Source organism: Rhizobium sp. ERR 942, from assembly GCF_007828395.1.
GTDB lineage: Bacteria > Pseudomonadota > Alphaproteobacteria > Rhizobiales > Rhizobiaceae > Rhizobium > Rhizobium dioscoreae.
The window spans coordinates 99,127-111,831 of sequence record NZ_VIUA01000001.1 but is presented as its reverse complement, the minus strand read 5'-3'; the positions used below and the strand labels follow the sequence as shown (position 1 = coordinate 111,831).

13 protein-coding genes are annotated in these 12,705 nt (G+C 60.5%); 11 read left to right on the top strand and 2 right to left on the bottom strand.

Annotated elements, in window-relative coordinates:
* The first annotated feature begins 41 nt into the window (after nt 1-41).
* Together FBZ97_RS00560 and FBZ97_RS00555 are read left to right on the top strand one after the other, a co-directional pair.
* Nucleotides 42-881, top strand: coding sequence for a GyrI-like domain-containing protein (locus FBZ97_RS00560; protein ID WP_145315967.1), 840 nt, complete (start codon nt 42-44; stop codon nt 879-881).
* A gap of 157 nt (nt 882-1,038) precedes the next feature.
* Nucleotides 1,039-1,782, top strand: coding sequence for a TerC family protein (locus tag FBZ97_RS00555; RefSeq protein ID WP_145315965.1), 744 nt, complete (start codon nt 1,039-1,041; stop codon nt 1,780-1,782).
* Between the two features lie 45 nt (nt 1,783-1,827).
* Here FBZ97_RS00555 and FBZ97_RS00550 read toward each other — a convergent pair whose 3' ends face one another.
* Nucleotides 1,828-2,238, bottom strand: coding sequence for a hypothetical protein (locus FBZ97_RS00550; RefSeq protein ID WP_145315963.1), 411 nt, complete (start codon nt 2,236-2,238; stop codon nt 1,828-1,830).
* Between the two features lie 360 nt (nt 2,239-2,598).
* Between FBZ97_RS00550 and gltX the strand changes: the two genes are divergently transcribed.
* The 3 genes from gltX to FBZ97_RS00535 are packed head-to-tail and all read left to right on the top strand — an operon-like array spanning nt 2,599 to nt 5,891.
* Nucleotides 2,599-4,056, top strand: a complete 1,458-nt coding sequence (gene gltX, locus FBZ97_RS00545; protein WP_095435868.1) for a glutamate--tRNA ligase — start codon at nt 2,599-2,601, stop codon at nt 4,054-4,056.
* A gap of 16 nt (nt 4,057-4,072) precedes the next feature.
* The gene (lysS, locus tag FBZ97_RS00540) at nt 4,073-5,569 is read left to right on the top strand and encodes a lysine--tRNA ligase (RefSeq protein ID WP_113354868.1); all 1,497 of its coding nucleotides are present in this window, start codon (nt 4,073-4,075) and stop codon (nt 5,567-5,569) included.
* Between the two features lie 37 nt (nt 5,570-5,606).
* Nucleotides 5,607-5,891: a hypothetical protein gene (locus FBZ97_RS00535; RefSeq protein ID WP_145315961.1), complete on the top strand. Its 285-nt coding sequence runs from the start codon at nt 5,607-5,609 to the stop codon at nt 5,889-5,891.
* Between the two features lie 41 nt (nt 5,892-5,932).
* Here FBZ97_RS00535 and FBZ97_RS00530 read toward each other — a convergent pair whose 3' ends face one another.
* The gene (locus FBZ97_RS00530) at nt 5,933-6,769 is read right to left on the bottom strand and encodes a hypothetical protein (RefSeq protein ID WP_145315959.1); all 837 of its coding nucleotides are present in this window, start codon (nt 6,767-6,769) and stop codon (nt 5,933-5,935) included.
* 195 nt (nt 6,770-6,964) lie between these two features.
* On the opposite strand from FBZ97_RS00530, the gene FBZ97_RS00525 reads away from it, so the two are divergent.
* The 6 genes from FBZ97_RS00525 to FBZ97_RS00500 all read left to right on the top strand — a co-directional run bounded on the left by FBZ97_RS00525 (nt 6,965) and on the right by FBZ97_RS00500 (nt 12,694).
* Nucleotides 6,965-7,873: a LysR family transcriptional regulator gene (locus tag FBZ97_RS00525; protein WP_113230838.1), complete on the top strand. Its 909-nt coding sequence runs from the start codon at nt 6,965-6,967 to the stop codon at nt 7,871-7,873.
* A 68-nt stretch (nt 7,874-7,941) separates the two neighbouring features.
* A complete protein-coding gene (locus FBZ97_RS00520) occupies nt 7,942-8,568 on the top strand; it encodes an exonuclease domain-containing protein (protein ID WP_145315957.1) in 627 nt (208 codons plus the stop codon).
* Nucleotides 8,569-8,703: 135 nt separating this feature from the next.
* Nucleotides 8,704-9,864, top strand: a complete 1,161-nt coding sequence (locus tag FBZ97_RS00515) for an ABC transporter substrate-binding protein (protein ID WP_145315955.1) — start codon at nt 8,704-8,706, stop codon at nt 9,862-9,864.
* A gap of 67 nt (nt 9,865-9,931) precedes the next feature.
* Nucleotides 9,932-10,918: an ABC transporter ATP-binding protein gene (locus FBZ97_RS00510; RefSeq protein WP_112722590.1), complete on the top strand. Its 987-nt coding sequence runs from the start codon at nt 9,932-9,934 to the stop codon at nt 10,916-10,918.
* Nucleotides 10,915-11,889 (top strand): ABC transporter permease, encoded by a 975-nt coding sequence (locus tag FBZ97_RS00505; protein ID WP_145315953.1) that lies wholly within the window; start codon nt 10,915-10,917, stop codon nt 11,887-11,889. The genes FBZ97_RS00510 and FBZ97_RS00505 overlap by 4 nt, the downstream gene beginning before the upstream one ends.
* Nucleotides 11,879-12,694, top strand: coding sequence for an ABC transporter permease (locus FBZ97_RS00500; protein ID WP_145315951.1), 816 nt, complete (start codon nt 11,879-11,881; stop codon nt 12,692-12,694). Before FBZ97_RS00505 ends, FBZ97_RS00500 begins: the two co-directional genes overlap by 11 nt.
* Nucleotides 12,695-12,705: the final 11 nt, after the last annotated feature.

The following is a 12,705-nucleotide window of genomic DNA, read 5'->3' as shown; positions in this document are numbered from 1 at the left end:
CCACAGGCCTATGACTGGCCCGGCAACCAGGGGAGTTGAAAATGAGCGCGATCGGCAGAGCGATATGGTTTATCGAAAGCCATTTTAAATCCGACATCTCGCTCGACGAGATCGCCGAGACGGCCGGGCTGTCGCGCTTTCATCTCTCGCGCGTCTTCGGCATGACGACCGGTCACTCGATCAGCAGCTATATCCGGAACCGCCGCCTCGGCGAAGCGGCTCTCGCACTGATCGACGGCTCCTCTTCCATTCTCCAGGTTGCCCTCGATGCCGGCTACGGCTCGCACGAGGCTTTCACCCGTGCCTTCCGCGAGCAATTCGGCATGACGCCGGAAAGCCTGCGCAAACAAGGACACGTTCGCAACCTCGCTCTACAGGAGCCGATCAGAATGGACGACACCCGCCTTCCCAAGCTCGATGGACCGCGCTTCGAGACCCATCCCGCGATGCTGCTTGCCGGTCTTGCGGAAACCTATGCCTATGAGGCGACAGAGGCCATCCCCTCGCTCTGGCAGAAATTCAACGAGCATTTCGGCCATATTCCCGGCCAGATCGGCAATGTCGCCTATGGCGTCTGCACCCAGGCGGAAGAAGGCAGCGAAAGCTTCCGCTATATGTCGGCAGCCGAAGTTTCCGCCGCCGACGGCTTGCCAGAAGGCTTCGTGACGGTGAAGCTGCCGCAGCAGCGCTATGCGATCTTCACGCATCGCGGCCATATCTCCGGCATTTCCGGCACGGTGCATCAGATCTTCGGCGAATGGCTGCCGCAATCGGGTCAACAGCATGCCGGCACACCCGACATGATGGAACGCTATGACGACCGCTTCGATCCGCGCACCGGCATGGGCGTGACGGAAATCTGGATACCCCTGGACGCCTGAAAACCAAGCCTGGGAACAGAGTCCTTGAAACAAGGCCGCCGCCACGAAATTGGTGGCGGCGCTTGTACGGACGGTTGTGCTCCTTACATTACGGCCATTCTGGAGCGGCCGTGCTGGGGGTCAGCATCGGCGAATGCTGATCAAAGGGGGACATTCAATGGATATCATGGGGCTGATACAGGACCCGGGAGCGTGGGTGGCGCTCGTCACGCTTGTCGTCATGGAGGTGGTCCTCGGCATCGACAACCTGATCTTCATATCGATCCTCACCAACAAGCTGCCGCCGGAGCATCGTGACAGAGCCCGCAAGATCGGCATCGGCCTCGCCCTTATCATGCGCCTCGCGCTGCTCGGAACCGTCGCCTGGATCGTCCAGCTGACCCAGCCCGTCTTCGAAATCTTCGGCCAGGGCTTCTCCTGGAAGGACATGATCCTCATCGGCGGCGGCCTCTTCCTCGTCTGGAAAGCGACGAAGGAGATCCATCACAACGTCGACCCTCAGGAACAGGGCGAGGATTTCATCGCCAAATCGACGACCACGACCTTCGCCTCGGCGATCGGCCAAATCCTGCTGCTCGACCTGGTCTTCTCGATCGATAGCATCATCACCGCCGTCGGCATGACGCCGCACCTTCCGATCATGTTCGTCGCGGTCATCGCAGCCGTCACGGTCATGCTGGTCGCAGCCAACCCGCTCGCCAATTTCATCGAGAAGAACCCGAGCATCGTCATGCTGGCGCTCGCCTTCCTGCTAATGATCGGCACGACGCTGATCGCCGAAGGCATGGGCGTGCATGTTCCCAAGGGCTACATCTACGCCGCCATGGCCTTCTCCGCCCTGGTCGAAGTGCTGAACATGGTGGCACGCAACCGGCGGAAAAAGGCATCTGGCGGCCATTGATCGAAAGAACTGCGCCCGCCAGCGGGCGCAGTTCCATTAGAGCGATCAATCCTGCACGTGCACGTCGACCCATTCGCCGATATCGCCGCGGCCATAAATGTCGACCTTGATCCAGACGTTGCCGCGAACGATATAATTCCCGGCATCGTCGGCGATATTGCCGTTTGCCAGCATGGCTTCCAGCTTCTGGCGATTGGAGGGCAGTGAAAAGAAGCTGTCGCCCTCGTCGCCACGGTCACGGCGGCGATAGGCGTGATAGTTGGCGCGGTCCTGGCGGATGATCTGCCAGGGCAGCGTCAGGCGCTCGCCTTTGGAATTGTAAAGATCGTCATTGCCGATATAGGCGCGGTAGGACTCGATCAGTCGGGCGGAACTGTCCCGTGTGATGGTCGATTGGGCCGCGGCTGCGTCGACCATCGAGACAGCCAATAGCAAGCACAAAATCAGTTTCTTCATGGTATCCCCGGAATGAACGATTGAAAACCTATTTTGCCACTGCCGCGAAAATTGCAAATCAAATTCGGCAAGCGTAAGGCTTTTCTTCTGAAACACTTACGAAGAGTAAAGACGCTCAGCGAAATTGGAAGGCCGGCCCTTTTCGATGCAGCACAGCGTCCTCGGTGCCTCTGCCTGCTCTTACGGCGCAGTTTCCCTTGACGTCATCCTTTGAATATGGCCTAAGGCCAGCCATACGGAAAACGCTGATAGAAGCGGCAAGACGCCCTTTTCCGGCCGGTTTCCTGATCCAGATAGACATTTTCGGCTGGACGGCGCTTGTCCCAAGCGCGGCCCGGCCTTTTATGACGGGCAAACAAAATGACCACTTCAGGCGTTCGCGTCCGCATCGCACCCTCCCCCACCGGCGAGCCGCATGTCGGTACCGCCTATATCGCGCTGTTCAACTATCTCTTCGCCAAGAAACACGGCGGCGAGTTCATCCTGCGCATCGAGGATACCGACGCAACCCGCTCCACCCCGGAATTCGAGACCAAGGTGCTCGACGCTCTGAAGTGGTGCGGCCTGAAATGGTCCGAAGGTCCCGATATCGGCGGCCCCTACGGCCCCTATCGCCAGAGCGACCGCAAGGACCTCTACAAGCCCTATGTCGAGCAGATCGTCACAAACGGCCATGGCTTCCGCTGCTTCTGCACGCCGGAGCGCCTGGAAAAGATGCGCGAGGCGCAGCGCGCCGCCGGCCTGCCGCCGAAATATGACGGCCACTGTCTGAACCTCTCGGCCGAGGAAGTGACCTCACGCGTCGCTGCCGGCGAGCCGCATGTCGTGCGCATGAAGATCCCGACCGAAGGCTCCTGCAAGTTCCATGACGGCGTCTACGGCGACGTGGAAATCCCGTGGGATGCCGTCGACATGCAGGTTCTCCTGAAGGCCGATGGCATGCCGACCTATCACATGGCCAACGTGGTCGATGACCATCTGATGAAGATCACCCATGTCGCGCGCGGCGAGGAATGGCTCGCCTCGGTGCCGAAGCACATTCTGATCTATCAGTATCTCGGCTGGGAGCCGCCGGTGTTCATGCACCTGTCGCTGATGCGCAATGCCGACAAGTCGAAGCTGTCGAAGCGCAAGAACCCGACCTCGATCTCCTATTATACGGCTCTCGGCTACATTCCCGAGGCGCTGATGAACTTCCTCGGTCTGTTCTTCATCCAGATCGCCGAAGGTGAAGAGCTCTTGAGCATGGATGAGCTTGCCGCAAAGTTCGATCCGGAAAACCTGTCCAAGGCCGGGGCCATCTTCGACATCCAGAAGCTCGACTGGCTGAACGGCCGCTGGATCCGCGAGAAGCTCTCGGAAGAAGAGTTCCAGCACCGCGTCCTGACCTGGGCAATGGAAAACGACCGCCTGAAGGAGGGTCTGAAGCTCTCGCAATCGCGCATCACCAAGCTCGGCGAGCTGCCCGACCTCACAGGCTTCCTGTTCAAGTCCGATCTCAACCTCGATCCTTCGGCCTTCGCCAAGATCAAGTCGACGCCGGAAGAATTGCTTGAGATCCTCAACACGGTACAGCCGGACCTTGAAAAGATCCTCGAATGGAACGTCGAGACGATCGAAGCCGAGCTGCGCGCCATTGCCGACCGCATGGGCAAGAAGCTGAAGGTCATCGTTGCCCCGCTTTTCGTCGCCGTATCGGGCTCCTCGCGCTCCCTGCCGCTTTTCGATAGCATGGCGATCCTCGGCCGCTCCGTCGTGCGCCAGCGGCTGAAACTGGCCGCGCAGACCGTTGCGACCCTCGTCGGCCCGAAGAATTGAACCGGACTTTAAAACCATGAACGACAAGACCGAAGCATCCGCCCTCTCCTCCGACGCAACGGAAGTTCGCCGCCAGAAGCTAAAGTTGCTGCGCGAACAGATCGGCGACGTCTATCCGGCGCATTTCCACCGCACGATGACCAATGCCGAGCTGGCCGCGAAATACGAAGGCCTGGAGCCGGATACGGAAACCGGCGATGTCGTCACCGTTGCCGGCCGCGTCTATTCCTCGCGCAACTCCGGCATGTTCATGGATATCCACGACGCGTCCGGCAAGATCCAGATCTTCAGCCACAAGGACGTGACCTCGGAAGAGGCACGCTCGCTGCTGCCGATGATCGATATCGGCGACATCATCGGCGTCACCGGCGTCGTGCGCCGCACCAAGCGCGGTGAGCTGACGATCAATGCCCAGCAGATCACCATGCTGACCAAGTCGCTGCTACCGATGCCGGAAAAGTGGCACGGCCTTTCCGATATCGAGCTGCGCTATCGCAAGCGCCATCTCGACATCATGACTAACGAGGAATCGAAGCTCCGCTTCCAGCAGCGCAGCCGCATCGTTTCCGGCATCCGCCGCTTCATGGAGAATGACGGCTTCATGGAAGTCGAAACGCCGATGCTGCATTCGGTTTATGGCGGCGCTACCGCCGAGCCGTTCAAGACGCATCACAACACGCTGAAGCTCGACATGTACCTGCGCATCGCGCCGGAACTCTTCCTGAAACGCACGCTGGTTTCGGGCCTCACCGACAAGGTATTCGAGATCAACCGCAACTTCCGCAACGAAGGCGTCTCCACCCGGCACAATCCGGAATTCACGATGATGGAGTGCTACTGGGCCTATGCCGACTACGAGGACATCATGGACCTCGTCGAGCGGCTGTTCTCCACGCTCGCCATGTCGATCCACGGCAGCACCGAATTCGCCTTCGGCGACAAGCAGATTTCCTTCAAGGGTCCGTTCCGCCGCGTGCCGATGCCCGATGCCGTCAAGGAAGCAACCGGCATCGACTTCCTGGCGATCAAGACCGACGAGGAAGCTCGCGACGCCTCCAAGGCCGCCGGCTTTGCCGTCGAGAAGGACGCCACCTGGGGCGAATGCCTGGCCTTCATCTTCGAGGAGAAGGTTGAGGGTACGCTGATCCAGCCGGCGCACGTCACGCATTTCCCGAAGGATATCTCGCCCTTCGCCAAGGAAGTACCGGGCGAGCCGCGCCTTGTCGAACGTTTCGAGACCTATTGCAACGCCTGGGAACTCGGCAACGCTTTCTCGGAGCTCAACGATCCGGAAGAACAGCGCGCCCGCATGGTCGAGCAGCTCGAGCAGGCGCATGCGCGCGGCGAAAAGCAGAAGGAACTCGACGAAGAATTCCTCGACGCGATCGATCAGGGCATGCCGCCCGCAGGCGGTCTCGGCATCGGTGTGGACCGCCTCATCATGCTTTTGACCAACTCGCCGTCGATCCGCGACATCATCCTTTTCCCGGCCCGCCGCAACAAGGCCGATTGAGGCCGGTTCCGTCCCTCGAACATCAAAGGTGCGTATCATGACGGGTAAAGAGATATCGGCGGCAGATGCCGACAGCGAGCATCAGCGGCTGGCCGATCTTGCCGAGATCGGCGACATCGATCTCTCACAATACGCACCGGGAACGTTCGGTTGCCACGAAGCGATGCACACGGCGTCGATCATGCTCGACATGACCGACGACCAGTTGCTGCAGCACCCCGCCATTCTGGCGAATCCGGACTTCTACCGTCTTGCCGGCGAAGTCCACGAGGCGCTCTTCGCGCTCTACCAGGCTATCGGCGAGAAACATCTGGCGGAATGAGGCATCAGCCTTTCCGCCCGATAGCGCAAATCCGCTTTTGATCAGTTGGTGACGGGCGAGCGGCGGTCGGCGGCGCCCGTCATGGTCGGGTCCAATCCCGGTGACGGGCTTTTTTCCTTCGCCCCGGCATCGGCGCCGATGAAATCACCATTCGCATCATAGCCCGGCTGCACATTGCCGGTCGATTTCGGTTCCGGCAGCTGCGGTTTGGCATCGTGGCTCTCCGCTTGATTTGCGGCCGCTTTCTCTTCCGCAGCGATCGCCGCCTTCATCTTGTCCTTCTTGGCGTCGCCGCCATTGTCTGCCGCCAGCGCGTTGTCGCAGTCCGTCAGATTCTTCAACCCGGCGATCGCCGCATCGATATCCTGCGGCAGCATAGTAATCTGCTCACCATAAAACAGGCCGGCATTGCTCGCACCGCCATCATAATAGCGTGCCGTCAGCGGTGCCTCGGAGCTGCCATCGACAAGCTTGTCTGGATGCGGCACGTAAACGACATCGGCCCCCAGCGCCCGGCCACGCAAGTCAGACCGCAATGTCGGCCCATTTCTGTCGAGAACCACAACCTGAACGAGATCCGGTTTCTGTTCCTGATAGACAGCCTTGGCAACCCGGAGCGCAGTCCTGACACGCGTCAGCCCATCGGTCGGCTCCGTGCGGATATATTTGCGAACCCAGAAACGGTTATCCTTACGGATCGTGACGAGATTGACGTCGGTGCACTGAAGCCCGTTAGGAGATGCGGAGGCGAGACCGAGCAGCCTGTCCTTGCCGACATAAAGCGCCAATACGCCGGAGCAGCCTATGAGAAAGGCCACTCCGCCGATCATGACGACAAACTTCCGGGGTATCCGGAAAATGTGCAGTAAGGCGCTCACGCCAACTGCTCCAGCATAGACCACTCCAAGCCGACAAAAATGATCAACCCTCACGTTAGGGAATTGGCGTTTCGGAATACTTAAAACTGAGGTGAAACTTGTGCTGTCCTCGACATCGTTACCAAAAAAGGTCCAAACTTTCACACCTATGACGGGCGCTTGCCTTCCGTGCCGCGAACATGCTCTAACCTTGGCATGGCCTTCACCTTGAGACAGCTGCAATACTTCGTCGCCGTTGCGGAACAGGGCTCCGTGACGCGTGCTGCGCAGAACCTGTCCATCTCGCAATCCTCAGTCACCGAAGCTCTTAAGGAACTGGAAAGCGATCTCGGCGTGGAGCTGTTCGAGCGCCATCCGCGTGGCCTGTCGATCACCCACAACGGCCACCAGTTCCTGCGCCACGCAACGAAGATCCTGGCGACGGTCTCCGACGCGCGTACCAGCTTTTCCGGCAAGCAGAACGAGGCCGGAGGCACGCTGAATATCGGCGTGACATCGCTTGTCGCCGGCTATGTTCTGTCAGATCTTCTGGCGCGCTATCGCCGCGCCTGCCCCGGGGTCGAAGTCAGTGCCATCGAGGACAATGGCGGTTATCTGGAACATCTTCTGGTTGGTGGCGAGCTCGACGTCGCCGTCATGGTCATTTCCAATCTGCGCGATCGCATGGCTCTGCAGGCCGAGATTCTGGAGACCTCGCCCTACCGCCTCTGGCTGCCGATGGGCCACCCCCTCGTCTCGGCCGATATCATCAGTGTTGCAGACATCACCCGCGAGCCACTGATCATGCTGACCATCGACGAAATCGAGGAAAACACCGGCAAGCTTTTGACCGCGCTCGGCGCCCGCCCGCATGTCGCGTTCCGCACCCGCTCTGTCGAGGCCGTGCGCAGCCTGGTTGCCACCGGCGCCGGTGTCGCACTGCTGCCGGATCTCGTCTATCGTCCATGGTCGCTGGAAGGCGATCGCATCGAAAGCCGCGACGTCTCCGGTTCGCTGCCTGTGGTGCAGGTCGGCATGGTCTGGCGCAAGGGCTCCAGCCTGCCGCAAGCGGCCCGCGATTTCGTCGGTGTCGCAGAAAGCATGCGCTCGGGCCGGCAGCGGTAGCACGCAGTATTCTTGCGACCCGACTGAGGGGAATACAATCGAAGATTGTCGCAAATGGAGGGTCAGGTATGAAGACTGCAATCATATTCGACTGTGAGTTTCTTTGCCTCGAAGGGTCGCAACGCCGGTCCTGGTGTGCGGCGCATGATCCCGATCCGGTTGTCGCGCAAGTCGGAGCCGTCAAGCTCAGCCTCGAAGACGATTTCGCGATCCTGGACAGCTACAAGGCCTATGTTCGCCCGGTCGATCGGTTTGGCAAACGATATGCGCTCGATCCGTTCTTCACCGCATTGACGGGTGTGACCGAAGAGAACATCGAGACGGAAGGAATGGCCCTGCAGGACGCCGTCGCCGGCCTGGATCGTTTCTCGGATGGTGCCCGCCTCTGGTCCTGGGGCAAGGACGAGCTGAATATGATGGCGATCAGCTGTTACGTCGCCGGTATCCAGCCCCTGATCCCCGCGCATCGTTTCGACAATGCCGTCAAGCTGCTGCTTGCGGCGGGAATGCCGGTCGAAGATCTGGCGAAGACGCCAAGCAACGCGCTCTCCCACTACTATGGCGTGCAGCATCCGCCACTTAAGGGCCATGACGCGCTCGATGATGCCCTTTCCATTTCCTACACGCTGCAGCACCTCATGCGGGCCGGAAAGCTGCGGCCGGAGGTTTTCGATCTCTCAGCCACGCACAGTTAGGAATCGGTAATTCCGATATCACCTTTCTGATAAATGAATTTGCGAATGCGGCGAAATCGCGTCACCTTTTCTTTCGGGAACAGGAAGCCAGCCACTGGCTCCACGCCATCAAGGCTCAAAAACCGGGAGAGTCCGATGAAGCATCTGCTGAAATCATGCACGGCCGCACTCGCATCCTTAAGTTTCGCCACACAGGTCATTGCCGCCGAGCCGTTGAAGACGCTCGGTAAGGGTGAAGGTGCGGTCAGCATCGTCGCCTGGGCTGGCTATATCGAGCGCGGTGAGAGCGACAAGAATTACGATTGGGTCACCGGCTTCGAAAAGGAAACCGGCTGCATGGTCAGCGTCAAGACCGCGGCGACATCGGACGAAATGGTGGCGCTGATGAACGAAGGCGGCTTCGATCTCGTGACCGCATCCGGTGACGCGTCGCTGCGCCTCGTTGCCGGCAAGCGCGTCCAGCCGATCAATACTGATCTGATCCCGAGCTGGAAGAACCTCGACGACCGCCTGAAGAATGCCCCTTGGCACACGGTCAACGGCGTCCATTACGGCGTGCCCTATCTCTGGGGCCCGAATGTGCTGATGTATAATACCGACGCCTTCAAGGGCCAGGCGCCAAAGAGCTGGAACGTCGTCTTCGAAGAAACGACGCTGCCTGATGGTAAGTCGAACAAGGGTCGCGTGCAGGCCTATGACGGGCCGATCTATATTGCCGATGCCGCCCTTTATCTCATGGCCCACAAGTCTGAACTCGGCATCAAGGACCCCTACGAGCTCAACGAAGATCAGTACAAGGCGGCCCTCGAACTGCTGCGCGGCCAGCGCAAGCTCGTCAGCCGTTACTGGCATGACGCGATGATCCAGACCGACGACTTCAAGAACGAAGGTGTCGTCGCCTCCGGCTCCTGGCCGTTCCAGGTGAACCTGCTGCAGGCCGACAAGCAGAAGATCGCCTCCACCTTCCCGGATGAGGGAACGACGGGCTGGGCCGACACCACCATGCTGCATGCCGACAGTGAGCATCCGAACTGCGCCTATATGTGGCTGGAACATTCGCTGCAGGCCAAGGTTCAGGGCGATGCCGCCGCATGGTTCGGCGCCGTGCCCTCGGTTCCGGCAGCTTGCAAGGGCAACGAACTCCTGACCGACAGCGGCTGCGCCACCAACGGCTATGATCACTTCGACAAGATCAAGTTCTGGAAGACGCCCGTCGCGAAATGCAGCACGCAGGGCGAATGCGTGCCCTATCACCGCTGGGTCTCCGACTATATCGGCGTGATCGGCGGGCGGTGATCTTCACGGGAAACATACCTTCTCCCCTCGGGGAGAAGGAAAAAACAACCCTTCCCTGGAGAAGCCAATGAACGCCGTTCGTTTCCAGCAGGTGTCGCGCCATTTCGGCCAGGTCCGCGCTGTGGACCGCGTCGATCTGGAGATTGCGCCCGGCGAATTCTTCGCCATGCTCGGCCCTTCCGGCTCCGGCAAGACCACCTGCCTCAGATTGATTGCCGGCTTCGAACAGCCGACGGGCGGCCATATCGAAATCTTCGGCGAAACTGCTGAAGGCGTTCCACCCTATAGGCGCAACGTCAATACGGTCTTCCAGGACTATGCCCTCTTTCCGCATCTCAACATCCTCGACAATGTCGCCTATGGGCTGATGGTCAAGGGTGTCGGCAAAGCCGAGCGGCTGCGGGCTGCCGAACAGGCGCTGGAACTGGTAAAGTTGCCGGGCTATGGCGCCCGCCGTCCGGGCCAGCTCTCCGGCGGCCAGCGGCAGCGTGTGGCGCTCGCCCGCGCTCTCGTCAACAAACCGAAGGTACTGCTGCTCGACGAACCGCTGGGCGCGCTCGATCTGAAGCTGCGCGAGCAGATGCAGGAGGAGTTGAAGAGCCTGCAACGGGCGCTCGGCATCACCTTCGTCTTCGTCACCCACGATCAGGGCGAGGCCCTGTCCATGGCCGATCGCGTCGCCGTCTTCAACGACGGCCGCATCGTGCAGCAAGGCACGCCACACGATATCTACCAACGGCCGAAGACCCGTTTCGTTGCCGATTTCGTCGGCTCCTCCAACGTCATCGCTCCCGAAACCATGTCGTCGCTCGGCGGCGAACGGCGCTGGGCGAGCCTGCGCCCCGAGGCCATCCGGTTGACTGAGGAGAGCGGCGTGGCGGCGACCGTGAAGGCGACGAGCTTTCTCGGTGCCGCTACCCGCCTCTCGGTCGAGACGAATGGCGCCCGACTGCATGTGACCGTACCCGCGGGCCAGCCGGCTCCGGATACAGGGGCCTCCGTCCGCCTCGCCTGGCTGCCGGCGGATGTGCATTATATGGACGACGCCGCATGAACGCCGCCGCCTTCCCCGCCTCGTCGAGCCAGGCACCGGCCTCGATCCTGCCGCGCCGCGGCGGCATCTTTGGCCGTCTATCGGATATCTTCTGGCGCCGGCCGAAGCTGCTGCTCTTCCTGATGCTGACGCCGCCGCTGCTCTGGCTTGGCATCATCTATATCGGCTCGCTGATCGCGCTGCTACTGCAGAGCTTCTTCTCGATCGACGACTTCTCGGGAATGGTGAATTACGAATTTACCCTCTCGACCTATGCGCAGCTGCTGAATACGGCCAACTTCGACATCATCGTCCGCACGGTCGTCATGGCCGCTCTCGTCACCATCGCCTCGGCCTTCGTCGCCTTCCCCATCGCCTATTATGCGGCCCGCTATGCGCAGGGAAAATGGAAGGCGCTGTTCTATCTCGGCGTCATGCTGCCGCTCTGGTCGAGCTATCTGGTGAAAGTCTATGCCTGGAAGCTGATCCTCGCCAAGGAAGGCATTCTCACCTGGATCTTCGACAAACTGCATCTCGGCTGGCTGCTCGACGGCGTGCTTGCCTTTCCCGTCATCGGCGGCAACTCGCTCTCGGTCAGCTATATCGGCACCTTCCTCGTCTTCGTCTATATCTGGCTGCCCTATATGATCCTGCCGACGCAGGCAGCACTTGAGCGCGTGCCGGCCAATCTGCTGGAAGCCTCATCCGATCTGGGCGCGACGCCGAACCAGACCTTCCGTACAGTACTGTTGCCGCTCGCCCTGCCAGGGGTCGTCGCCGGCTCCATCTTCACCTTCTCGCTGACTCTGGGCGATTACATCATCCCGCAGATCATCGGCTCCTCTCGCCTCTTCATCGGTCAGGCCGTCTATACGCAACAGGGAACCGCCGGCAACGTGCCGCTGGCCGCCGCCTTCTCGGTCGTGCCGATCGTCATCATGGCCATCTATCTCTGGATCGCCAAAAGGCAGGGAGCTTTCGATGCGCTCTGATCGTGGCCAACGCGCCTCCTTCCCCCTGAAGATCGCAGCCGCGGGCGGCCTGCTCTTCCTGCATCTGCCGATCCTTCTGATCTTCGTCTATGCCTTCACGACGGAAGAAAAAAGCTATCAGTGGCCGCCGCCGGGGCTGACCCTGCAATGGTTCGGTATCGCCTGGAACAGGCCGGATGTCTGGTCGGCGCTGGCACTCTCGGTGCAAGTCGCGACCATCGCAACCGCGATCGCATTGATCCTCGGCACGCTCTGTGCCGCGGCCGTCAGCCAGACGAAGTTCTTCGGCCGCGAGGCGATCTCGCTCTTGGTCATCCTGCCGATCGCGCTGCCCGGCATCATCACCGGCATTGCGCTGCGCTCCGCCTTCAGCCTGTTCGATATCCCCTTCTCGGTCTGGACGATCGTTCTCGGCCATGCCACCTTCTGCGTTGTCGTTGTTTATAACAACGCCGTCGCCCGCTTCCGCCGCACCTCCGGCTCGCTGATCGAGGCCTCAATGGATCTTGGCGCCGATGGCTTCCAGACCTTCCGCCATGTCGTCCTGCCGAATATTGGCACGGCGCTGCTTGCGGGCGGCATGCTTGCCTTCGCGCTGTCCTTCGATGAAGTCATTGTGACCACCTTCACCGGCGGCCAGCAGATGACCCTGCCGATCTGGATGCTGGAGGAACTCATCCGCCCGCGCCAGCGACCGGTGACCAACGTCGTCGCCATGGTCGTCGTGCTTGTCACCTTCCTGCCGATCCTGGCATCCTACTATCTTACCCGCGACGGCGACCAGATCGCCGGCGGCGGCAAATGAAAGGGAGAGAA